General features: G+C 29.5%; 24 protein-coding genes. 18 read left to right on the forward strand and 6 right to left on the reverse strand.

What is annotated here, in order from left to right:
- The first annotated feature begins 1 nt into the window (after position 1).
- The 5 genes from ACOQN8_RS14110 to ACOQN8_RS14130 are packed head-to-tail and all read left to right on the forward strand — an operon-like array spanning position 2 to position 1,995.
- Positions 2-289, forward strand: coding sequence for a 2TM domain-containing protein (locus tag ACOQN8_RS14110; protein WP_235273746.1), 288 nt, complete (start codon positions 2-4; stop codon positions 287-289).
- Position 290: 1 nt separating this feature from the next.
- Entirely contained in the window at positions 291-620 is a 330-nt protein-coding gene (locus ACOQN8_RS14115; protein ID WP_272148978.1) for a 2TM domain-containing protein, read from the forward strand.
- Entirely contained in the window at positions 604-915 is a 312-nt protein-coding gene (locus tag ACOQN8_RS14120; RefSeq protein WP_420553158.1) for a 2TM domain-containing protein, read from the forward strand. The genes ACOQN8_RS14115 and ACOQN8_RS14120 overlap by 17 nt, the downstream gene beginning before the upstream one ends.
- Before the next feature lie 6 nt (positions 916-921).
- Positions 922-1,230, forward strand: a complete 309-nt coding sequence (locus tag ACOQN8_RS14125; RefSeq protein ID WP_420553159.1) for a 2TM domain-containing protein — start codon at positions 922-924, stop codon at positions 1,228-1,230.
- A gap of 9 nt (positions 1,231-1,239) precedes the next feature.
- Complete coding sequence (locus ACOQN8_RS14130; protein WP_272148982.1) at positions 1,240-1,995, forward strand: LytR/AlgR family response regulator transcription factor; 756 nt, start codon at positions 1,240-1,242, stop codon at positions 1,993-1,995.
- A gap of 54 nt (positions 1,996-2,049) precedes the next feature.
- On the opposite strand, the gene ACOQN8_RS14135 is transcribed toward ACOQN8_RS14130, so the two are convergent.
- Together ACOQN8_RS14135 and hutI are read right to left on the reverse strand one after the other, a co-directional pair.
- Positions 2,050-3,057 (reverse strand): formimidoylglutamase, encoded by a 1,008-nt coding sequence (locus ACOQN8_RS14135; protein WP_420553160.1) that lies wholly within the window; start codon positions 3,055-3,057, stop codon positions 2,050-2,052.
- Position 3,058: 1 nt separating this feature from the next.
- Positions 3,059-4,291 carry an imidazolonepropionase gene (gene hutI / locus ACOQN8_RS14140; protein ID WP_420553161.1) on the reverse strand — a complete coding sequence of 411 codons (1,233 nt, stop codon included), beginning with the start codon at positions 4,289-4,291 and terminating at the stop codon, positions 3,059-3,061.
- Between the two features lie 51 nt (positions 4,292-4,342).
- Here hutI and ACOQN8_RS14145 point away from each other — a divergent pair, with 51 nt between their 5' ends.
- Positions 4,343-4,768, forward strand: a complete 426-nt coding sequence (locus tag ACOQN8_RS14145) for a DUF3995 domain-containing protein (RefSeq protein ID WP_420553162.1) — start codon at positions 4,343-4,345, stop codon at positions 4,766-4,768.
- A 59-nt stretch (positions 4,769-4,827) separates the two neighbouring features.
- Here ACOQN8_RS14145 and ACOQN8_RS14150 read toward each other — a convergent pair whose 3' ends face one another.
- Positions 4,828-5,475 carry a DUF937 domain-containing protein gene (locus ACOQN8_RS14150; protein ID WP_235273739.1) on the reverse strand — a complete coding sequence of 216 codons (648 nt, stop codon included), beginning with the start codon at positions 5,473-5,475 and terminating at the stop codon, positions 4,828-4,830.
- A 124-nt stretch (positions 5,476-5,599) separates the two neighbouring features.
- Between ACOQN8_RS14150 and ACOQN8_RS14155 the strand changes: the two genes are divergently transcribed.
- The 6 genes from ACOQN8_RS14155 to ACOQN8_RS14180 all read left to right on the forward strand — a co-directional run bounded on the left by ACOQN8_RS14155 (position 5,600) and on the right by ACOQN8_RS14180 (position 11,263).
- Positions 5,600-6,925 (forward strand): dicarboxylate/amino acid:cation symporter, encoded by a 1,326-nt coding sequence (locus tag ACOQN8_RS14155; RefSeq protein WP_420553163.1) that lies wholly within the window; start codon positions 5,600-5,602, stop codon positions 6,923-6,925.
- A gap of 130 nt (positions 6,926-7,055) precedes the next feature.
- Complete coding sequence (gene gshB, locus ACOQN8_RS14160) at positions 7,056-8,087, forward strand: glutathione synthase (protein WP_150898874.1); 1,032 nt, start codon at positions 7,056-7,058, stop codon at positions 8,085-8,087.
- Positions 8,077-8,916, forward strand: coding sequence for a sulfurtransferase (locus ACOQN8_RS14165; protein ID WP_420553164.1), 840 nt, complete (start codon positions 8,077-8,079; stop codon positions 8,914-8,916). Before gshB ends, ACOQN8_RS14165 begins: the two co-directional genes overlap by 11 nt.
- Positions 8,917-9,243, forward strand: a complete 327-nt coding sequence (locus tag ACOQN8_RS14170; RefSeq protein ID WP_150898872.1) for a hypothetical protein — start codon at positions 8,917-8,919, stop codon at positions 9,241-9,243.
- 1 nt (position 9,244) lies between these two features.
- On the forward strand, positions 9,245-10,075 hold the full coding sequence (locus ACOQN8_RS14175) for an N-formylglutamate amidohydrolase (protein ID WP_420553165.1): 831 nt from the start codon (positions 9,245-9,247) through the stop codon (positions 10,073-10,075).
- A 30-nt stretch (positions 10,076-10,105) separates the two neighbouring features.
- Positions 10,106-11,263: a peptidase MATCAP family protein gene (locus ACOQN8_RS14180; RefSeq protein ID WP_150898870.1), complete on the forward strand. Its 1,158-nt coding sequence runs from the start codon at positions 10,106-10,108 to the stop codon at positions 11,261-11,263.
- Between the two features lie 15 nt (positions 11,264-11,278).
- Here the strand turns inward: ACOQN8_RS14180 and ACOQN8_RS14185 are convergent, their stop codons facing one another.
- Positions 11,279-11,791, reverse strand: coding sequence for a DUF7935 family protein (locus tag ACOQN8_RS14185; RefSeq protein ID WP_150898869.1), 513 nt, complete (start codon positions 11,789-11,791; stop codon positions 11,279-11,281).
- 171 nt (positions 11,792-11,962) lie between these two features.
- Between ACOQN8_RS14185 and ACOQN8_RS14190 the strand changes: the two genes are divergently transcribed.
- The 3 genes from ACOQN8_RS14190 to murA are packed head-to-tail and all read left to right on the forward strand — an operon-like array spanning position 11,963 to position 16,292.
- The gene (locus ACOQN8_RS14190) at positions 11,963-14,287 is read left to right on the forward strand and encodes an ATP-dependent helicase (RefSeq protein WP_420553166.1); all 2,325 of its coding nucleotides are present in this window, start codon (positions 11,963-11,965) and stop codon (positions 14,285-14,287) included.
- Positions 14,288-14,333: 46 nt separating this feature from the next.
- Positions 14,334-14,978: a DUF4290 domain-containing protein gene (locus tag ACOQN8_RS14195; protein WP_150898867.1), complete on the forward strand. Its 645-nt coding sequence runs from the start codon at positions 14,334-14,336 to the stop codon at positions 14,976-14,978.
- Complete coding sequence (gene murA / locus ACOQN8_RS14200; RefSeq protein ID WP_150898866.1) at positions 14,979-16,292, forward strand: UDP-N-acetylglucosamine 1-carboxyvinyltransferase; 1,314 nt, start codon at positions 14,979-14,981, stop codon at positions 16,290-16,292.
- 78 nt (positions 16,293-16,370) lie between these two features.
- Here murA and ACOQN8_RS14205 read toward each other — a convergent pair whose 3' ends face one another.
- Positions 16,371-16,877: a hypothetical protein gene (locus tag ACOQN8_RS14205; RefSeq protein ID WP_272148998.1), complete on the reverse strand. Its 507-nt coding sequence runs from the start codon at positions 16,875-16,877 to the stop codon at positions 16,371-16,373.
- A gap of 226 nt (positions 16,878-17,103) precedes the next feature.
- Here ACOQN8_RS14205 and ACOQN8_RS14210 point away from each other — a divergent pair, with 226 nt between their 5' ends.
- From ACOQN8_RS14210 to ACOQN8_RS14220, 3 genes are all read left to right on the forward strand, one after another.
- Positions 17,104-19,551, forward strand: a complete 2,448-nt coding sequence (locus tag ACOQN8_RS14210; protein WP_420553167.1) for a M1 family aminopeptidase — start codon at positions 17,104-17,106, stop codon at positions 19,549-19,551.
- 75 nt (positions 19,552-19,626) lie between these two features.
- Complete coding sequence (locus tag ACOQN8_RS14215; protein ID WP_150898863.1) at positions 19,627-20,823, forward strand: hypothetical protein; 1,197 nt, start codon at positions 19,627-19,629, stop codon at positions 20,821-20,823.
- 61 nt (positions 20,824-20,884) lie between these two features.
- On the forward strand, positions 20,885-21,493 hold the full coding sequence (locus ACOQN8_RS14220) for an alpha-ketoglutarate-dependent dioxygenase AlkB family protein (protein ID WP_420553168.1): 609 nt from the start codon (positions 20,885-20,887) through the stop codon (positions 21,491-21,493).
- A 13-nt stretch (positions 21,494-21,506) separates the two neighbouring features.
- On the opposite strand, the gene ACOQN8_RS14225 is transcribed toward ACOQN8_RS14220, so the two are convergent.
- On the reverse strand, positions 21,507-22,151 hold the full coding sequence (locus ACOQN8_RS14225) for a response regulator (protein WP_272149002.1): 645 nt from the start codon (positions 22,149-22,151) through the stop codon (positions 21,507-21,509).

Here is a 22,151-nt window from a genome sequence, read left to right on the forward strand (position 1 = left end):
CATGGATACTAAATATACTGAAGAAAAACAATACTTAGCAGCTAAAAAAAGAATTAAAGAAATTAAAGGGTTTTATGCTCATCTTTTTGTGAATGTTTTATCAATCATAATAATAGTAGCAGTAAATTTAATATTCTCTCCTTATTATCACTGGTTTTGGTTTGCTGTAGCAGGAATATGTATTGCTACATTTATCCATTGGATGCTTGTTTTTGGAAAAGAAATTTTTGGATTTGGAAAAGATTGGGAGGATAAGAAAATCAAAGAGTATTTAGAAAAAAAGAAATAAAATGGAAAGAGATTATACACAAGAACATAAGTACTTATTAGCTAAGAAGAAAGTAGAAAAGATAAAAGGCTTCTATTGGCACTTAGCAGCATATATAGCGGTAAATATTTTTATATCAACAGTTATCGTTATAGGATTAACAACAGAAGAGAATAAATCTTTTGTAGAAGCTATAACTCATTTTGGAGTGTATGCAACCTGGCTTTTTTGGGGAATAGGTTTATTTTTTCATTGGCTAGGAACATTCGGAACAAATATCTTTTTTAATAAAGATTGGGAAAATAGGAAGATTGAAGAATATATAAAGGAGTTTGATGAAAAAAGAAGATAAATATTTACAGGCTCAGAAGAAAGTAGCTAAACAAAAGAGTTTTTATAATCACTTACAAGTGTTTGTCATAATGATGATTGTAATTATTGTTTTCTCAGATACAATATTCAACTTTTTTGAAGAGCATATTTCTAATCAAAATACTTTAAAATGGATAAGAACTAATATTTGGATAAATTCATTGTTATGGGCATTTGGCCTTTTTATTAATGGTATTTATGCATTTAAAAATAAGATTTCTATTATAGAAAACTGGGAAAAGAAAAAGATAGAAGATATAATGAATAAAAATTAACTGACTATGGACTCAAAACAACAATCAGATAAATATATAAAAGCTAGAAAAAGAGTAGAAGACATAAAAAAGTTTTATAAGCATTTAACATTCTATATTTTAATAAATTTAGTTTTCATAGGATATAGAATTTTTAAAGATATTGATTATGGTAGTACTTTTGTAGAAGCTTTTACAGATATTAGCAATTATAAAATCTTTTTTTGGTGGGGCGTGATTTTGATACTACATGGAGTTAGTGTTTTTGGAAAGGATGTACTTTTTAATAAAGAGTGGGAAGAAAGAAAAGTTAAAGAATACATGGATAAAAATTAAAAATTGATAATGAAAGTATTAATAATTGAAGATGAAAAACCAGCAGCTAGGAGGTTAAATAGAATGTTAGCTGAATTAGGAATAGAAATAGAAACAATGTTACATTCCGTAGAAGAATCTATTAATTGGTTTCAAAAGAATGAGCATCCTGATTTAATTTTTTTAGACATTCAACTATCTGATGGTTTATCATTCGAAATTTTTGAAGAAGTAGAAGTAAAATCGGCAATAATTTTTACTACAGCTTATGATGAATACGCGTTAAAAGCGTTTAAATTAAACTCCATAGATTATTTATTAAAACCAATTGATGAGGACGAATTAAAAATTGCTGTTGATAAATTTAAAGAAAACCAGCCTAAACAATCGGATGTTCAAGTTAATATTGATGATATTAGAAAGTTATTAATTAATCCAGTTGATAGGAAATTCAAAAAGCGTTTTACTATAAAAGTAGGACAACACATAAAAATTATACATGTAGATGAAATAGAGTGCTTTTATTCAGAAAATAAATCAACTTATATTCATACTAATTCAAATAGAAATTACTTGATAGACCATTCACTAGAACATTGGCAAGAACAACTAGATCCTGAGCAATTCTTTCGAGTAAATAGAACCTATATTATTCATATAAATGCTATAAAAGATATTATTTCGTATACTAATTCACGCTTAAAATTAGTACTACACTCATTTAATGAAGCAGAAATAATTGTTAGTAGAGAACGAGTAAAAGATTTTAAAAATTGGATAGATTAAATTTAAACTTAGTACTAGTAAAATAGACTAATACTAAGTTTAATTTAGGATGAGTTATTTTCCTTTAGCTTTAATAAAGTCGGAAATTAAATAACTTATAAATTTACCTACTTGTCCTGCGGCTGTTTCATTATTCATTACAGCAGGAGCTCCTTCACAAATATGTATATAAGAAGCATTTGGGTTTTTAGCAAAGAAATGTACAAACTGTCTAGCTTGTAAAGAAGTAAAACCACTAGGAGTCATAGCACTACTAGGAAAGTTTTGAATACAATCTAAGTCTATTTCAATACCAAAAGGTTTATCTTGAATAAAATTTGAAGCACGTTCAAGTTCACTCTCAAAAGAAAGGCTTTTATAAACCTCTAATTCTTCGTAAGTATTATAATCAATATTGGATTTATCTTGCATGTAATCAAAAATATACTGAGGCGTATAATTTTCATGCAAACCAAACATAAAGTACTTATCTAGATAATTACGTTCTATAGCATAAGAAAATCCATTTCCACTATGACGTTCTTCTAATTGACGTAAATCGGTATGCGCATCTAAATTGATAACATTAATAGCTTGTTGTTTCGCTTCAGAAAAACCTTTTAAATTTCCGTAAGAGTTATTATGTCCACCGCCAATTACAATTGGAATTTTATCAGCTTCAATAATCAATTTAATAACTTCTGAAAGTTTTTGATCAATAGCTTTTACGAGTAAGTCACCTTTATTTCGATCGCTTTTATCAAAATAAGAAACATCTTCTAAATAGTCTAAGTATCCTAAAACAAAAATATTTTCTCCGTTGATAAATTGATTTTCTTGTGTACTTAAGAATGCTTTTAAAGCAGGAGTAAAAGCTGTATGAGCACCACCATTTCCATAATTCATTTTTACACCAATATCTTCAGGTACTCCAAGAATTACAAATTTAGCAGATGAATTATTTAGTTCTTCAATAATGTTAGAACTATCAGATATGGTTTGTATTAGCTCACCAAGTTTAGTTTCTCCTCTTCTAAGACTAACAAAATTTTTGATGTCGTGTTCTGAAAATGTACGTAACATATTAAATAGCTTTTCCATTAATAAAAACGGAATCAATTAATATTGATCCAAAATTATAAGGAATAGCACCATAACTTAAAATTTCTTTTGTAATAATAAAGTTTGCTTTTTTTCCTTTAGTAATGCTCCCAACTTCATCAGAAAGGTTCATGGCATAAGCACCATTAATGGTTGCGGCATTAATAGCTTCTTCCGGAGTCATTTTCATTTTAATACATGCAGTAGCTACAACAAAATTCATATTACCAGAAGGAGTAGAACCAGGATTAAAATCTGTAGCTAAGGCTAATGGTAAACCAGCGTTTATAATATCGCGAGCAGGTGTGTAAGGAATACTTAGAAAATAAGAACAAGAAGGTAAAGCAACAGGCATTGTTTCCGAACCTTTTAATGTTTCAATATCATCGGCATTCATAACTTCTAAATGATCAACAGATAAAGCGTCGTGTTTAACACTTACTTGAACTCCACCTATAGTAGTAAATTGATTTACATGTACTTTTGGAGTTAAACCATATTGTTTTCCAGCTGATAAAATTCTATCAGTATCTTCAACAGAGAAATAACCAGTTTCACAAAAAGCATCTATAAATTCAGCTAAATTTTCTGATGCTATTTTAGGAAGCATTTCATTAATAATTAAATTAATATATCCTTCTTTATTATTTTTATATTCAGATGGGAAAGCATGAGCACCTAAGAATGTTGCTTTGATAGGTAAGTTATAATTTTCTCTTAATTTTTTTATAACACGTAACATTTTTAGTTCAGCATCAACAGTTAAACCATATCCAGATTTAATTTCAACTGCACCTGTACCTTGTTTCATAACTTCTTCTAAACGAACAGAAGATTGTTTATATAGTTCTTCTTCAGAAGTTTCTTGCAGCTTTTTTGCTGAATTTAAAATACCTCCACCGTTATTAGCTATCTCTTCATAAGATAAACCATTAATACGATCAACAAATTCTTGTTCTCTATTTCCTGCATACACAATGTGTGTATGAGAATCGCACCAAGTAGGAAGTATCATTTTACCAGTACAATCAACAGTTTCATCAGCAGAAACAGATAACTCATTCATAGGGCCAAAGTCAACAATTCTATCATCTTTTAAAAGTAAAAAAGCATTTTTTATGGTGGGTAAATTCTTCATTTCATTCCCACTTACTTTTTTTATAGAGTGATCTCTCACCTGAATTAATTCCTTGATATTTATCAATAATGTTGTCATATGTTGTTCTTAAATTTGGCTAAAACAAATTTACATTAAAAACGATTAATTATGGTTTATTTTTTAGGATTGATTAGCTTTTTAATACTCACATTTATTTCACTAATTCATTTATATTGGTTTGCAGGAGGAAAATGGGGATTTAATCAAGTAATACCAACGAAATTAAATGGGGAGGTAGTATTAAAACCAAAATGGATTGATAGCTTATTTGTTGGAGTATTTTTATTAGTTATTGCTATGCTCTTTGCTACTAAGGCAAATCTTTTTCAAATAGAAATGATACCTGAATGGTTTCTAAAGTATGGACTATATATAGTCTCTGGTGTTTTTACACTACGTGCTGTAGGAGAGTTTAAGTATGTTGGTTTTTTTAAGAAAGTAACAGAAACAAAATTTGCAAAAAACGATTCTAAATATTTTTCTCCTTTGTGTTTATTTTTAGGAGTCATCGCTATATTAATAGAAGTATATTAGATATAAAAAAAGCGCAAAACTAATATTTTGCGCTTTTTTGTTATTATCGAGGAATAAGTTTATTTTTTTCCGAAAATGCCACCTAATAGTCCACCAAGTAAACCACCAGATTTTTGTTGACTACTACCGCCTCCTAAAACCATTCCAGCAACATCATCTACAATACTTCCATCTCCATCAGCGTCTAAAATTTGTTCTAAAAAGCTTTGTTCTTTTTGAGCAGAACTTCCACCAAGTAATCCACCTAATAAACCACCAAGATCACCAGAATTACTTACATTATTTTGTCTAGATTGCTTTCCTAAAACTCCCATTAAGATAGGAGCAGCTGTTTTTAAAATATCACCAACAGCGCCAGCATCCATTCCAGATTTTTGCCCAATAACTTGTTCAACACCTTGTTGCTTGCTTCCTAACACGTGTCCTAAAATTTTACTACCATCTTGTAAAACATCAGCATTAACTCCTCCTTTGAATAAGTCACCTAAATTATCTAAAATACCACCATCGTGTTTATTTAAAGCTCCCATTAATCCCTCTGCTCCTTGAGAGGTAGCTGAATTACGTTGCATTGCTTTCATTAATACAGGTAAAGCCATTGTTAATACGCTACTAGTTTTGTTAGTATCTTGACCTGTTGAACCTGCTACACCAGATATAATTGTTTTCCCTAAGTCGCTGTTTAGTAAATCTAAAATTCCTGCCATTTTTTATTATAATAAGATTAGTAAATAGTTTTCAATAATTGAGACACAAGTTACATATTTAAGGTCACATTTTTTTTAAATATTTATTTTTACCTTACAGCCGTTAAAAAACTAAATAGATTACATGAAAAAACTGGCTTTACACTGGCAAATTTTAATAGGAATGGTATTAGGAATTCTTTTCGGGTTTCTAGCATTACAATTTGGTTGGAATAGTTTTATTAAAGATTGGATAAAACCATTAGGTACCATATTTGTTAAATTATTAAAATTAATAGCAGTACCATTAATTGTAGCTTCACTAATAAAGGGAATTTCAGACTTAAAAGATATTTCTAAATTTAAAAATATTGGTGTAAGAACAATGTTAATTTATATTGGTACAACAGTGGTAGCAATTACGATAGGATTAGCGTTAGTAAATATAATACAACCAGGAGATGGAATATCACAAGCTACAGTAGATAAGCTAACCAATACATATGCAAATAACTCTAGCATAACAGCTAAGATTACAGAAGCAAACAAACAGCAAAGTAGTGGACCATTACAATTTGTGGTTGATATGGTTCCAGATAATGCAGTAAAAGCTATGAGTAATAATAAAGCAATGTTGCAAGTAATTTTCTTTACTATTTTCTTAGGAATTTCAATGTTATTAATAGGAGAGAAGAAAGCAGAACCATTAAAGAACTTTTTCGATTCCTTAAATGAAGCGATATTAAAAATGGTAGATATTATAATGTTAATTTCACCTTATGCAGTATTTGCTTTATTAGCTAATGTTGTAGTTACTTCAGGAGATCCAGATATTTTATTAGCCTTATTAAAATACTCAGGAGTTGTTATTTTAGGTTTAATCTTCATGATTGTTTTCTATTCAATATTGGTAAGTGTTTATGCAAAGAAAAACCCATTCTGGGTATTAAAGCAATTAAGTCCAGCACAGTTATTAGCGTTTTCAACAAGTTCGAGTGCTGCAACTTTACCAGTAACTATGGAAAGAGTAGAGGAGCATATTGGGGTAGATAAAGAAGTGTCTAGTTTTGTATTACCAGTTGGAGCTACTATTAATATGGATGGAACAAGTTTATACCAGGCAGTAGCGGCTGTATTTGTTATGCAAGTTTTATGGCCAGAAGGATTAGGTTTTGCAAATCAAATGTCAATAGTTTTAACAGCATTATTAGCATCTATAGGTAGTGCTGCTGTACCAGGAGCAGGAATGGTTATGTTAGTAATCGTATTAGAATCAATAGGATTTCCAAAAGACTTGTATCCGGTAGCTTTGGCATTAATTTTTGCAGTAGATAGACCATTAGACATGTTACGTACAACAATTAATGTAACAGGAGATGCTACAGTTTCTATGATCGTAGCAAAATCAGTAGGTAAATTAGGAAAACCAAATCCAAAAAACTGGGATGATAATTATGATGAGGTAAAATAATTTTTAACCTTTATTCCATATAAAAAAAAATATTACTTTTATAAACACCACTGTAGCTTTTACATTGGTGTTTATTTGTCTAAAAAGACTGATAAAAACTAACTAAATTAACTTAATACAATTTTATTGAATGAACATTTGTTTTTTAATGTATCCTTGGGAGGAAATAAACCCTGAGAATGATTCAACATTAACACTTATTCATGAGTGTGCTAAAAGAGGACATGGTGTTGCCATTTGTACGCCTTCTAATTTAACAATACGTAATAGTATAACAAATGCATTTTGTACAATTATAGAAAGAATGGATAAAGTTCCTTCAAGTATAAAGTCTTATTATAAAAAAGCAACCACACGAGAAGAAATGTTGCCATTAGCAGGTTTTGACGCTATTTTTATGAGAGCAAATCCACCATTAGATCCATTAATGTTAAACTTCTTAGATTCTGTAAAGGATGATGTATTTGTAATAAATTCTGTTCAAGGAATGCGAGAAGCGAATAATAAGTTATATACAGCGGTTTTTGAAGACCCTAACAATGAAATTATTCCAGTTACACACGTTTCAAAGAATAAAGGATATTTAATTAAAACAATTGAAGAATCAGAAGCTGATAAAATGATTCTAAAACCATTAAATGGTTATGGAGGGTCAGGAGTAATTCTAATAGAAAAATCGGCAATGGGTAATATTAATTCATTATTGGATTTTTACATTAGTAAAAGTGATGGTTCATCAGATTATGTAATTCTTCAAGAGTATATTGAAGGAGCAGAAAAAGGAGATGTACGTATTTTATTACTAAATGGTTTACCAATTGGTGCTATGAAACGTATACCAGGTGAAAAAGATCACCGTTCTAATGTTACGGCTGGAGGAAGAGTGGAAAAACATAAACTTACCAAGGCAGAAAAAATACTTTGTGAAAAAATAGGGCCAAAATTAGTGAAAGATGGGTTGTATTTCGTTGGAATAGATGTTATTGGAGGTAAACTAGTTGAGGTTAATGTAATGAGTCCAGGAGGAATAACTTACATTAATAAAGTTTCAAAAGTAAAGCTTCAAGAAAAAGTAATAGACTTTTTAGAAAGTAAAGTATTAGAAAAGAATGCTGCTTTTATTAGAATGACTAATTTAAAAAGAACAGTAGATGAAGCTTAATGTAAATGAAGCGATTGTTACTGTAAAATGGTTATATCAAAATTTAAAAGCAGAAAACTTAATAATATTAGACGCTACCATAACTAAAGTAGGAACTACAGGAAATAAAGGGCAAGTAAAACAACAAATACCAAATGCTGTTTTTTTCGATTTAAAAAATGTTTTTTTAGATAAAAATGGAGAGTTTCCTAATACCATCCCTTCAGAAAAATATTTCCAAGAAGAAGTACAAAAGTTAGGAATAAACAAGGATAGTTGTATTGTTGTTTATGACGATTTAGGAGTGTATTCAGCTCCTAGAGTGTGGTGGCTGTTTAAAACTTTTGGTTTTAATAATATAGCAGTATTGAATGGAGGACTACCAAACTGGTTAAAACATGATTATTCAGTTGAGGTTCCAAAATTTAAAGAAATCGTTAAAGGTGATTTTACTGCAAATTATAAGAGTGAAAAAGTAGGTTTTGTAAAAGATGTATTAGAAGCATCAAATAAAGAAGAATTAATATTAGATGCTCGTTCAAAAGGAAGATTTCACGCCACAGTAGCAGAACCTAGAACAGATTTAAGAGGAGGTCATATTCCAAATTCTAAAAATTTACCATATTCTGAATTACAAAGAGAAGGAATGATGAAATCAAAAGAAGAGCTCCAAGAAATATTTCAAAAGTTAAATCCTAAAAATGAAGAAGCTATTTTTTCATGCGGATCAGGAATAACGGCTTGTATTTTGGCATTAGGAAGCGAAATATCAGGAAATAAAAATTATAAAGTATACGATGGTTCATGGACAGAATGGGCCAGTAAAATAGAATTACCAATAGAGAAATAGATGAGTTTAGATTGGACGAAAAGAGAGTTTGAAGTATATGTTTTATTATACGCAGCACACTGTAATCATATTGAAACAAAAGAAGAGCGAGCATATATATTATCGAAAGTAGATGAAGCTACTTTTAATAAAATGCATACTGAGATTGTGGTAGAAACAGAGCACCAAAATTTAGAAAAAATACAAACTTATTTGAATGAAAACTCGTATTCTATTCAAGATAAAAGAGAATTAATTCAAGATATAAAAGAAGTTTTTTTTGCTGATGGAACTGTGGATGCAGTTGAAAAAAAAGTATTTTCATTGTTGCAGAAAATTTTAAGTTAGTATGGTAAAACTTACTATTGAAGAGATTATTCAAAAAATTCAAAATGAAGAAATTTTTGAAGCAGTATCAAGCGATTATTCTTTTACTCTAAAAATAGAGGAGTATGTACCTTATGTGTGTGGAGCAGTTCATGATGGACATCAATTCAGAAAGGAATTGTGGGAAAACTGTATTCATACAGAATATGAAAGATGGTACGAAGAAGATCCAGCAACCAAAGCTATGGTTCAATCACATCCAATAGTAATCGCAGGTTTAGATTCTCGTTTTGAATACGATTTGAATAGAGCACCAGAAACGGCAATTTATAACGATGCTTGGGGAAAACAATTATGGAAAAAACCTCTTTCAGAAGAAAATAGAAATATAAGCCTAGCAAAGCATACTAATTTTTACAAAGTAGTATCGAGCCTTATTTCTAAAATAGAAGAAAAATTTGGCTGTTGTATAGTATACGATATGCATTCTTATAATTGGCAACGTTGGGATAGAGAAGTGCCTACATGGAACCTGGGGACTAAAAACGTAAACAATGAAAAATATGGTGATTTTATAGAATCGTGGAGAGAAATTCTAGAAAAAACACCAATGCCTAATGGGATTCAATCTACTTCTAAAATTAATGATACCTTTCAAGGAAATGGCTATTTTTTAAAACACATAACTAGCAATTTTACGAATACATTAGTTCTAGCAACAGAAATAGCAAAAGTATATTGTGATGAATTAACTCAGGTTATGTACCCAGAAGTTGTAATTGCAGTAGAAGATTACTTAAAAACGGCGTTAAAAAAGCATGCTGAAGCTTTTTATAAAGTACACAAGTTGTAAATTTGTACCACTTTTTGAAAACGAATAATGATGAATGAGACTCAAGTAGATAAGAAGTCACTTATTGAAATAGATAATTATATAGATACTTTAGTAAAAAAAATAGAGCTATTGAGCTATGTAAATCCAGTTAATATAGAAGAAGAAAAACAAAAGTTTTTTGCATCAAAATATTTAACAGATCCACAGTTTAAGTATCCTAAAAGAGATTTTGATAAGTTTAAATTACATCGTAAGTTTTTTACATTACCGTTAGAGTCGATAGAAGATGAGACAATTCGTAATTTATATGAAGAAATAATTTATTCTTATTCGGGTTTAATCCAATGTATAGAAACAATAGGAGAGGGTAAAAAGTTTTATTATAACAGCTTACGATCATTTGGAACACCAACAGAAGATGATGTAGAAAATGCGAAGTTTATTTTACATTTTGAAGATGAGGTGGATGTAGATAATATTTTTGCTCCGAAATATAGCCCAGAAGAAGCAGAAGAGATATTTAGGGAATATAGTACTAACTATGAGTTTGATTACAATATCAAACAATCAACAACTATGAGTGCTATAGCTATGGTTTTAAACAATATTAAAACCTTAGTTATAAATGGAAATCATACATTTTCAGAAAACGAAATGGCAATTTTAACTCACCATGAAATTGGAGTACATATGGTTACAACAATGAATGGCTTAGAGCATTCATTAAAGATTTTTTCACACGGATTTCCTAATAATGTAGAAACCCAAGAGGGGTTAGCAGTTTTTAGTGAGTATATGTCTGGAAACTTAACTCTTAAAAGGTTAAAAGAATTGGCATATAGAGTGTTGGCGGTAAATGGACTGGCAAAAGGTTATTCTTTTTCAAAAACTTTTAGATCATTGCATAATACGTATGATTTAGATAGAGAACATGCTTTTTATATAACAGTAAGAGCTTATAGAGGAGGAGGATTTACAAAAGATTATTTGTATTTAACTGGTTTAAAGAAGATTTACGATTATTATCAGTCGGGAAAAGATTTGAGTTTGCTGTTAACAGGAAAAGTTTCGTTAGATTTTATTGAAGATATAGAATATTTGATGAAGAATAATTATGCTGTAAAAGCGAAGCACGTAACAAAAGCATATTCTCAAAACTTGAATAAGAATACAACCATAGATTTTATTTTAAAAAACTTAAAATAAGGAAGTAAAAAGCTGTTATATCAGCTTTTTTACTTCTTGCTTTAAAAATGTTATTGATGTTTGTGTAGGATTTTCACTTTGGGAATAATCAATCAAAATATTTTCACGAAAATCTTTGGCAGTTTCAGCAGTTTCAGCAGATTTTCTAAATTTAGCAATAATACCAAGTTTTGCAGCTAAAATAGCTTTCCAACTATCTTCAGAAACATATAATTGTTGTACTAAGTTATGTTCAAATTCTTGTTCAATATTAGCAATTAATAATTGTAAATAATTATTGGTATCATCACCAATAGGTTTAACACGAGTTAATAATTTTGTAGGATTAATACGTTCGCAAAACAATAATAAACGCTCATAAGCTTGAAGCTTAATAGGTAAACTTTCACGTTTTTTCTCAACTAAAGCCTGAAATTTTTTTTCACTATTATCTTGTTCAATAAATCGGCTTAAAATTAAATAAGCAACACCTCCAGTAATTAAAGCAGGTAAGGCATAAGCTAATCCTTCTAAAATTTGATCTTCCATTTTTTATGTAATTATTCGAAAGGCTAAGATACAAGTCTTCTTTAAAAAGAAGATGTAGAAGCGATATAAAAAATAGAATTATATTTGTGAATAAAAAAAGGCGTACATTCTTTATAAAACCTAAAAGAATGGTTAATTTTCCGTTTTCAAAATTCTTTCAACTTTTTTCTATTGAATACTTATTTAGAACAACTTAACGAACCACAAAGAGCAGCCGTTTTACAAAAAGATGGCCCAATGATAATTATTGCAGGTGCAGGATCAGGAAAAACAAGAGTTTTAACCTACCGTATTGCACATATGATGCAACAAGGAGTAGATTCTTTCAATATTTTATCGTTAACCTTTACAAATAAGGCGGCACGTGAAATGAAAGAACGTATTGCAGGAGTTGTGGGACATAGTGAAGCAAAAAATTTATGGATGGGAACATTCCACTCGGTTTTTGCAAGAATATTACGTTCAGAAGCAGATCGTTTAGGATATCCATCTAATTTTACCATATACGATTCACAAGATTCAGTTCGATTGATTACAACAATAATCAGAGAAATGAAATTGGATAAAGACCGTTACAAACCAAAGCAAATTTTAAGTAGAATATCTTCGTTTAAAAATAGCTTGATAACGGTAAGAGCATATTTCAATAATTCAGATTTACAGCAGGCAGATTTAGAAGCTAGTAGACCTAGAGTAGGAGATATTTATAAGGCATATGTAGATAGATGCTTTAAGTCTGGGGCTATGGATTTTGATGATTTACTATTGAGAACGAATGAATTATTGACACGTTTCCCAGAAGTTTTAGCAAAATATCAAGATCGTTTTAGATATATCATGGTAGATGAGTACCAAGATACAAACCACTCACAATATTTAATTGTAAGAGCATTAGCAGATCGTTTTCAAAACATTTGTGTAGTAGGGGATGATTCACAGAGTATTTATAGCTTCCGTGGGGCAAATATTAATAATATTTTAAATTTCCAGAAAGATTATCCAGATGTTAAAACTTTCAAGTTAGAGCAAAATTATCGATCAACAGGAAACATAGTAGAAGCTGCAAATAGCGTAATAGACAAGAATAAAACGAAGTTAGATAAGGAAGTTTGGACAGCAAATGATGCAGGAGAAAGCATCAAAATAATGCGAACAATTTCCGATGGAGAAGAAGGACGTTTTGTAGCACAATCAATATGGGAAAACCAAATAAATAATCAGCTAACAAGTGATTCATTTGCTATATTATATCGTACCAATGCACAATCAAGAGCAATAGAGGATGCATTACGAAAGAAAGATATAAAGTATAAAATCTACGGAGGAATATCGTTTTATCAAAGAAAGGAAATCAAAGATTTGTTATCATACTTACGTATGCTAATAAATCCAAATGATGAGGAAGCTTTAAAAAGGATTATCAATTATCCAGCTCGTGGAATTGGAGCAACAACGGTAGATAAATTAGCAATTGCTGCAAATCATTATAAAAAATCAATTTTTGAAATCTTACTGAATTTAGATAAGGTAGATATTAAGATAAATTCAGGAACAAAAAACAAACTTGAGAATTTTGTTAGAATGATACAGCGTTTTCAAATTGAAGCTCAAAAGATGAATGCTTTTGAAGTTGCAGATTTGGTTGTAAAACAAACGCAGTTAGTAAAAGATTTACAAAAAGACGGTACACCAGAAGGAGTAAATAAGGTAGAAAATGTTCAGGAATTATTGAATGGAGTAAAAGACTTTATTACCGATAAAATAGAGACAGGAGAAGACGCGTCATTAACATCATTCTTAGAAGATGTAGCGCTTGCAACCGATTTTGATAGTGAAAAAGACGATACACCTTGTGTGTCTTTAATGACTATTCACTTATCAAAAGGACTAGAGTATCCATACGTGTACATAGTTGGTTTAGAAGAAAGTTTATTCCCTTCGGCAATGAGTATGAATACACGAAGTGAATTAGAAGAGGAACGACGTTTATTCTATGTGGCCTTAACAAGAGCGGAAAAAGTAGCGTATTTAACTTATGCACAAACACGTTATCGTTGGGGAAAACTTACTGATGGAGAACCAAGTCGTTTCTTAGAAGAAATAGATGATAAATTTGTAGAGCATTTAGCACCAAAAGCACCAGAACCATCGGCAAACAGGTTTATAGATGCTAGTTTATTTGATGATACACCAAATAAAATTCGTTTTCAAAAACCAATTAAGAAAAAACGAAAAGAGTTCTTATCGAAAAAGGAAAAACCAAATTTAGTACCACCAAAAAGTAAAATGAAGAAGGTGTCGGAAGTAAATTCAAAAATGAATTTATTTGATGGAGAAATAGTGGTAGGGAACTTTGTAGAACACAATCGATTTGGTACAGGAGAAGTAATTGCTTTAGAAGGTAAAGGACCAAATAAAAAAGCAGAAATTAAATTTGGTACAGTAGGGAAGAAGAAATTATTACTACAATTCGCAAAATTAAAAGTAATCGGATAGTTAATTCATAATAATTACCTATTTTGCGTATATAAATAAAGAGAAAATGACGTTTGATTTAGAATATAATTCGGAAAGGGATAATTTAATAATTCCCGAATACGGAAGACATATACAGAAATTAGTAGATCATTGTGTAGCTTTAGAAACAAAAGAAGAAAGAAACACAATGGCTAAAGCTATTATAGATGTAATGGGGAATTTACAACCTCATTTACGTGATGTTCCAGATTTTAAACACAAATTATGGGATCAGCTTCATATTATTGCCGATTTTAAATTGGATGTAGATTCGCCTTATGAAACACCATCAAAAGAAGAATTAACAGAAAAGCCAGCAAAATTAGCATATCCAAAATCAGCTTCAAGGTATCGTTATTATGGAAATAACATTCAAACCATGATTGATATTGCATTAACATGGGAAGAAGGAGATAAAAGAGAAGCTTTAGTGTTTACAATAGCAAATCATATGAAAAAATGCTATTTAAACTGGAATAAAGACACGGTTGAAGATGCAGTTATTTTTAAGCATTTATACGATTTATCTGGTAAAAAAATAGATTTGAGAGATTCGGAAGAAGTATTATCAGAAAGTAAAAGTTTACTAAGAAAAAGAAATAATCAAGGGCAGAATAAAGGAGGCCAAAAAGGAAAATCTAACTACAGTAATAAATATAGAAAAAAGTAAATGGCATCATTTAAAATTGAAGGAGGTCACAAATTAAACGGAGTAATTACACCTCAGGGAGCGAAAAATGAAGCATTACAAATTATATGCGCAGTCTTATTAACTTCAGAAAAAGTAATCATTAATAATATTCCAGATATTATTGATGTAAATAAGTTAATTTTTATCTTAGGAGAGTTAGGTGTTAAAATTGAAAAATTAGGACCAAACTCATACAGTTTTCAAGCAGATGATATTAATTTAGGATACTTAGAATCAGCTGAATTTAAGAGAGATGGAAGTTCGTTAAGAGGGTCAATTATGATAGTTGGACCATTATTAGCGCGTTTTGGAAAAGGATATATTCCACGTCCAGGAGGAGATAAAATAGGTCGTAGAAGATTAGATACACACTTCGAAGGATTTATCAATTTAGGAGCAAAATTTCGTTATAATAAAGAAGAATATTTCTACGGAGTAGAAACAGAAACAGGATTAGTAGGAACAGATATGTTACTTGATGAGGCATCAGTAACAGGAACAGCAAATATTGTTATGGCAGCAGTATTAGCTAAAGGAACTACTACAATTTATAATGCAGCCTGTGAGCCATATATTCAACAATTATCAAAAATGTTGAACTCAATGGGAGCGAAAATATCAGGAGTTGGCTCTAACTTATTAACTATTGAAGGAGTAGAGTCTCTAGGAGGTTGTGAACATAGAGTATTACCTGATATGATTGAAATAGGAAGTTGGATTGGTATGGCAGCAATGACACGATCTGAATTAACTATTAAAGATGTTAGCTGGAAAGATTTAGGTCAAATACCAAGTGTATTTAGAAAATTAGGAATCAATTTAGAAAAAAGAGGTGACGATATTTTCATCCCAGAGCAAGAGAGTTATGAAATTCAAAACTATATAGATGGATCTGTATTAACAGTTTCTGATGCACCTTGGCCAGGATTTACTCCAGATTTATTAAGTATAGTATTAGTGGTAGCTACTCAAGCAAAAGGAACAGTTTTGATACATCAAAAAATGTTTGAAAGTCGCTTATTCTTTGTAGATAAGTTGATTGATATGGGGGCTAAAGTAATTTTATGTGATCCTCATAGAGCTACAGTTATTGGACATAACTTCGAATCGCAATTAAAAGCTACTAAGATGACTTCACCTGATATTAGAGCTGGTATTTCTTTATTAATAGCAGCATTATCAGCAAAAGGAACTAGTATTATTAATAATATTGAGCAAATAGATAGAGGGTATGAAAATATTGAAGCCCGTTTAAAATCTATTGGAGCTAAAATAGAAAGAATTGAAGATTAGTCTATTTTAATAGAACAAAATACATTTAGAGTTAAAAAAAATCGTGTCGACTTGACACGATTTTTTTATTAACTTTTTTTAATGATGATCGTGATCGTCATGCTTTGATTTTTCTTCAGACATCATTTTATGATCTTCTTTTTTTATAGTGTTGTGCTCTCTTACTATTTTTTTATGATCCTCAATCATTTGTTGCTGCTCTTCTTGAATTTTTCTATGGTCTTTCATCATTTGTTCTAAAGAAATTTTTCCCGTCATATGATTTTCCTCAAGAGATTTATGCTCATTAATTAATCTTTTATGATTATTAATTAATACATCATGAGATTTTAAAATATTGGCATGTGCTTTTTCGTTTTCTAAATGCAAGGAGTCATTTTCTATATCTTTATGAGAATTCATCATATGAGAATGATCGTGGCTCATGTGATCATGTGTTTTTTCCATTTCTTCATGTATTTTAAGCATTCTTTTATATTCTACAATAAATGCTTTATGTTCATCAGAATCGGCTATGTTTTGTTTACAGGATAAGGTTGTTAAAAGAAATAAAAACAAAAATGTTTTTCCTAAGATTGATTTCATAAGAGGTAAAATTTGAATTACAAGATAAAAAAATAAGTTTAGATAAAGCTTAAAATGAAATATGAACGTGGCATAATTTTTATTATTAATAAAAAATTATTGAAGCACAGAGTCTCGTATTAAACTAAAAATTGGATGATAAAATTTTTATAGTTTTCTTTTTAACGGCTCATTAACAAGCCTACCAATAGATTTTCCTATTTTTGAAAAACAAAGAAAAGAATTTATGAAGTTTCAAAAACCCTTTACATTATTAATTATCTTTTTTACAATAACCTTATTTTCACAAACAAGTGATATATACAGAGGAGAAAAAGATAAAGTTCATGACTTGATTCATACCAAATTAAAAGTAGATTTTAATTTTGAAAATAAAGAGTTAAACGGGGAAGAATGGGTGACTTTAAAACCTCATTTTTATGAAACTTCAAAAGTAACATTAGATGCAAAGGCTATGCTTATTCATAAGGTATCTATGAATAACAAACCACTAGAATATAATTATGATAATTTTGAGTTAATTATAGATTTACCTCGTGCTTATAAAAGAGATGAACAGTTTACAATTTATATAAAATATACTGCGCGCCCAGAAAAGGTAAAGCAAAAAGGGAGTGCAGCTATAACTTCGGCAAAAGGATTATATTTTATAAATCCAACAGGATTGGATGAAAATAAACCTACACAAATTTGGACACAAGGAGAAACAGAGGCGAGTAGCTGCTGGTTTCCAACAATAGATGCACCAAATCAAAAAACATCACAAGAAATTTATATCACAGTACCTAATAAGTTTGTTACACTTTCAAATGGAAAATTAGAAAAGCAAACTAATAATGCTAATGGTACTAGAACCGATTATTGGAATTTTACTCAAAAACACGCACCATATTTATTCTTTATGGGAATTGGTGAATATGAAATAGTAAAAGATACTTATAAAAATATTCCAGTTGATTATTATGTAGAAAAAAAATATGCTCCATATGCAAAAGAGATTTTTGGAAATACACCAGAAATGCTTGCTTTTTTCTCTAAAATAACGGGGATAGAATATCCTTGGAATAAGTATGCTCAGATAGTTGGACGCGATTATGTTAGTGGAGCAATGGAGAATACTACAGCCGTTATTCATGGAGAAAAAGCTTATCAAGTACCAGGTCAGTTAATAGACGATAATGTACAAGAAAATACAATAGCACATGAAGCATTTCATCATTGGTTTGGAGATTTGGTAACAGCAGAAAGTTGGAGTAACCTAACAGTAAATGAAAGCTTTGCTAACTACAGTGAGTATTTATGGAGAGAGTATAAATATGGAAAAGAAGATGCAGATTCACATTTATTTGAAGATACAGAAGCTTATAAAAATGGTCAAAATTTCGACAAACATTTAGTACGTTTTAACTATGATGACAAAGAAGATATGTTTGATGCTGTTAGTTATAACAAAGGAGGAGCTATTTTACATATGTTACGAAAATACTTAGGAGATGAAGCGTTTTATGCAGGTTTAAATAAATATTTAACAGCAAATAAATACGGAGCAGCTGAGGCACATCAATTACGTTTAGCATTTGAAGAAGTAACAGGAAAAGATTTAAACTGGTTTTTTAATCAATGGTATTTTAACAGTGGACATCCAAAGTTAGAAATATCATATGATTATAATAAATTAAGAAAAACAGTAACAGTTAATATTATTCAAAATCAAGCAAATGAATTTAAATTCCCTTTTGCAATAGATATTTTTGAAGGAAACAAACGTACGCGTCATAATGTATTTGTAGAAGGAAAAGATGCATCGTTTACTTTTCCTTTTGTAAAACACCCAGATTTAATTCAGGTAAATGCTGATGGAGTTTTATTATGTGATGTAGTTGAAAATAAAGTTTTAAGTGATTATATACATCAACTAAAACATGCAGAAAATTATATGCATAAAAGAGAAGCTTTATTAGAAGTAGGAAAAAAGCAAGATGATAAAAAAGCTTTCAATGCAATAGCTAATGCTATGAGTGATGATTTTTATAAAATAAGAATTTTAGCATTAGAAAATATAAACTTAATTAATAAGTATTCTAAAAAGAGGGTTATTGATAAGATTATGCAAATAGCTATGAATGATCCTAAAACATTAGTACAAGCAGCAGCCATTGAAACTTTAGGGAAATTAACAGACCCAGAATTAAAGTCAGTTTTCGAAAAAGGTTTAAAAAGCAAATCATATTCTGTTTTAGGAAAGTCGTTAGTAGGAATGTATTATATAGACAAAGCCTTAGCTATTGAAAAATCTAAAACATTACCTATAGAGGTAAAGAAAATTATCGCAACTCCATTAACAAGAATCTATTTAGAAGAGAATGATGATGAGGAATTAACATTTATTGCTGGTAATGTAATGTCAGGTATGTTTTTAAGTCAGAATAAAAAAATACAGAAACTATACAAAAAAGCATTCGATAAAATTGCAAAAAGTAATAAAACAGCTGCAATTCAGAATTTAGCAGACGATATAGTAGCAAAAGGATTACAGTATAAGCAATATAATTTTGATAAAGTAGGTGTAAATTTATTACGCCAAATAGCTCAAAAACAAAAGAAAGAAAAGTTAAGTAATCAAGAAAAAAATATTGCAATCGTAAGAGTTGCGATGGCTAAATTACTAGAGTAAAAAAATAGTTTTTAAATAAAAAAGAATCCTTAGTTTTGGCACAATAGTTGTCTTTCCTATCGAAACTTAAATTTTATGAACAAAACTACTTTACTACTACTATCTTCAATCTTTATTATGCTTTCGTGTAGTAGTGTAAAAACTACAGAAAAAGCAATTAATTCAGGTGATTATGAAAAAGCTATTTCATTATCTATAAAAAACTTAGCAAGAAATAAGTATAAGAAAAAGAATCAGCCTTATGTTATTATGCTTAAGAATGCTTTTAATAAAGCAGTAGATAGAGATGTATCTAAAATAGAATTTTTAGAAAAGGAGAATAATCCAGAAAATTTAGAAACTATTTATAGTTTATATCAAAGATTAAATAATAGACAAGAACGAATCAAACCATTATTACCTTTAAAAGATGTTATATCAGGTAATAATGTTAGTTTTCGAATTGTAAACTATGACGATCAAATTATAACTTCAAAAGAAAACTATTCAAACTTTTTATATCAAAAAGCTAAAGATTTGTTAGCAAACGGAAGTTATAATAAAATGAATTATAGAAGAGCTTTTGATGAGTTTCAATACTTAGATAAAATCAATCCAAACTATAAAAATACGAGGAGTTTAATAGAGGAAGCACATGCGAAAGGAACTGATTTTGTTTTCTTATCGGTACATAATGAAACAAGACAAATTATTCCTAGAAGGTTAGAAAATGACTTATTAGCAATTGATACTTATGGGTTAAATGATTTATGGACAGTATACCATTCAAAAAGAGACTCAAGAGTAAGATATGATTTTGATTTAGAGTTAAATCTAAGAAACATAGATGTTTCTCCTGAACAAATTCGAGAAAAAGAAATTGTTAAAGAAAGACGAATCAAAGATGGATTTAAATATTTAAAAAACGATCAAGGAGCGTTTGTAAAAGATAGTTTAGGAAATAAAATTAAAGTAGATAAATTTAGAAAAGTAAGATGTCACTTATATAAATTTACTCAATTTAAAAGTAGTAAAGTGAGTGGTGTTGTTAAATATATAGATAATGCAAATAATCAATTAGTAGAAAGATTTCCAATTCAAAGTGAATTTGTTTTTGAACATATTTATGCAGATTATGATGGAGACAAAAGAGCTTTAGACGATACGTTTTTAGGATTAATTAAAGTTAGAGCAGTACGTTTTCCATCAAATGAGCAAATGGTTTATGATACAGGAAGGGATTTAAAACAAAAACTTAAAGCCATTGTAACACGTAATAAGTTCAGACATTAAAACAAGAATTAAATAATATAAAGCTCTCGCATTAAGTGGGAGTTTTTTATTTTTATACTCTATGGATTTATTTTCTCAATTTACCGAATCACCTATTAATCTACTTCCGAAAGACGGAACTGTAAACTATCATGGTATAGTTTTAAGTAGGGAAGAGGCTGATAAATATTATGATGTTCTTTTAAATTCTATAGCTTGGAAAAATGATGAAGCTATTGTTTTTGGAAAATTAATAACTACAAAACGAAAAGTAGCTTGGTATGCAGAAAAGCCATTTGAATATTCATATTCGAATAGAACCAAAACAGCACTTATTTTCAATGAAGAATTATTAGAGTTAAAAGAATTGGTTGAAAAAGAAACTAAAGAAACGTATAATTCATGCTTACTGAATTTATATCACGATGGTTCTGAAGGAATGGCTTGGCATTCGGATGGAGAAAAAGATTTAAAGAAAAATGGAGCAATAGCATCGTTAACTTTAGGAGCAGAGCGTAAGTTTGGGTTTAAACACAAAGAAACCAAAGAAACAGTTTATAAAGTCTTAGAGCATGGTTCTTTGTTGGTGATGAAAGATGAAACACAAACACATTGGTTACATAGATTACCACCAACAAAAAAGGTACATAGACCCAGAATAAATTTAACTTTTAGAACAATAGAAGAGTAAAAGCTTCTAAAAATTATTCAGCATATCCATTTTTAAGAGCATAAACTGCCAAACCAACTCTAGATTTTAATTCAAGTTTTTCAAATAAACTATCCCTATAATTTTCAACAGTTCTAGGGCTGCAAAACATTTTTTCAGAAATTTCTTTATAAGTCATTTCAGTGGTTGTATATTTTAAAAACTCAATTTCTCTTTCAGTTAAATTATTTTTTAAATCAGCATTAATTGTATCATTACTTATAGAAGTTAAAATTTTACTAGAAGCCCAATCAGGGAAATAATGTCCTTTTTCTATAAGTTTTATTAGACCTTCTTCGAGTAAAGCTGGTTGTGTATTTTTAAGCATATATCCTTTAGCACCATTTTTAATCATTTTTATTAAGCTTTGTTCATCGTCTTGCATACTTAAAGCCATGATTAATATATCCGGATAGTTTTCTTTAATCCATTTAGCAGTTTCAAAACCATCCATTATAGGCATACTAATATCCAGTAAAACTAAGTCAGGAATAATATGTTTAGATTCTAATTTGTTCTTAAAATCAACACCATTTTCACTAAGATGAACAACTTTAAATTGATTAAAGTTGGAGATAATACTTTTTAAAGCATTTGCAATTAAAACATGATCGTCAATGATAGCTATGGTATATTTCAT

This window comes from Tenacibaculum aiptasiae (assembly GCF_965221665.1).
Taxonomy (GTDB): Bacteria; Bacteroidota; Bacteroidia; order Flavobacteriales; family Flavobacteriaceae; genus Polaribacter; species Polaribacter aiptasiae.

Bases quoted from the DNA above. Each gene is read 5' to 3' on its own strand.
- ACOQN8_RS14155 (WP_420553163.1), top strand. From the start codon at position 5,600: ATGAAAAAACTGGCTTTACACTGGCAAATTTTAATAGGAATGGTATTA.
- ACOQN8_RS14220 (WP_420553168.1), top strand. From the start codon at position 20,885: ATGGATTTATTTTCTCAATTTACCGAATCACCTATTAATCTACTTCCG.
- ACOQN8_RS14215 (WP_150898863.1), top strand. From the start codon at position 19,627: ATGAACAAAACTACTTTACTACTACTATCTTCAATCTTTATTATGCTT.
- ACOQN8_RS14195 (WP_150898867.1), top strand. From the start codon at position 14,334: ATGACGTTTGATTTAGAATATAATTCGGAAAGGGATAATTTAATAATT.
- ACOQN8_RS14125 (WP_420553159.1), top strand. From the start codon at position 922: ATGGACTCAAAACAACAATCAGATAAATATATAAAAGCTAGAAAAAGA.
- ACOQN8_RS14185 (WP_150898869.1), bottom strand. From the start codon at position 11,791: ATGGAAGATCAAATTTTAGAAGGATTAGCTTATGCCTTACCTGCTTTA.
- ACOQN8_RS14180 (WP_150898870.1), top strand. From the start codon at position 10,106: ATGAATGAGACTCAAGTAGATAAGAAGTCACTTATTGAAATAGATAAT.
- ACOQN8_RS14130 (WP_272148982.1), top strand. From the start codon at position 1,240: ATGAAAGTATTAATAATTGAAGATGAAAAACCAGCAGCTAGGAGGTTA.
- ACOQN8_RS14165 (WP_420553164.1), top strand. From the start codon at position 8,077: ATGAAGCTTAATGTAAATGAAGCGATTGTTACTGTAAAATGGTTATAT.
- hutI (WP_420553161.1), bottom strand. From the start codon at position 4,291: ATGACAACATTATTGATAAATATCAAGGAATTAATTCAGGTGAGAGAT.
- ACOQN8_RS14150 (WP_235273739.1), bottom strand. From the start codon at position 5,475: ATGGCAGGAATTTTAGATTTACTAAACAGCGACTTAGGGAAAACAATT.
- ACOQN8_RS14120 (WP_420553158.1), top strand. From the start codon at position 604: ATGAAAAAAGAAGATAAATATTTACAGGCTCAGAAGAAAGTAGCTAAA.
- murA (WP_150898866.1), top strand. From the start codon at position 14,979: ATGGCATCATTTAAAATTGAAGGAGGTCACAAATTAAACGGAGTAATT.
- ACOQN8_RS14135 (WP_420553160.1), bottom strand. From the start codon at position 3,057: ATGTTACGTACATTTTCAGAACACGACATCAAAAATTTTGTTAGTCTT.
- ACOQN8_RS14170 (WP_150898872.1), top strand. From the start codon at position 8,917: ATGAGTTTAGATTGGACGAAAAGAGAGTTTGAAGTATATGTTTTATTA.
- ACOQN8_RS14205 (WP_272148998.1), bottom strand. From the start codon at position 16,877: ATGAAATCAATCTTAGGAAAAACATTTTTGTTTTTATTTCTTTTAACA.
- ACOQN8_RS14110 (WP_235273746.1), top strand. From the start codon at position 2: ATGGATACTAAATATACTGAAGAAAAACAATACTTAGCAGCTAAAAAA.
- ACOQN8_RS14115 (WP_272148978.1), top strand. From the start codon at position 291: ATGGAAAGAGATTATACACAAGAACATAAGTACTTATTAGCTAAGAAG.
- ACOQN8_RS14175 (WP_420553165.1), top strand. From the start codon at position 9,245: ATGGTAAAACTTACTATTGAAGAGATTATTCAAAAAATTCAAAATGAA.
- gshB (WP_150898874.1), top strand. From the start codon at position 7,056: ATGAACATTTGTTTTTTAATGTATCCTTGGGAGGAAATAAACCCTGAG.
- ACOQN8_RS14210 (WP_420553167.1), top strand. From the start codon at position 17,104: ATGAAGTTTCAAAAACCCTTTACATTATTAATTATCTTTTTTACAATA.
- ACOQN8_RS14145 (WP_420553162.1), top strand. From the start codon at position 4,343: ATGGTTTATTTTTTAGGATTGATTAGCTTTTTAATACTCACATTTATT.
- ACOQN8_RS14225 (WP_272149002.1), bottom strand. From the start codon at position 22,151: ATGAAATATACCATAGCTATCATTGACGATCATGTTTTAATTGCAAAT.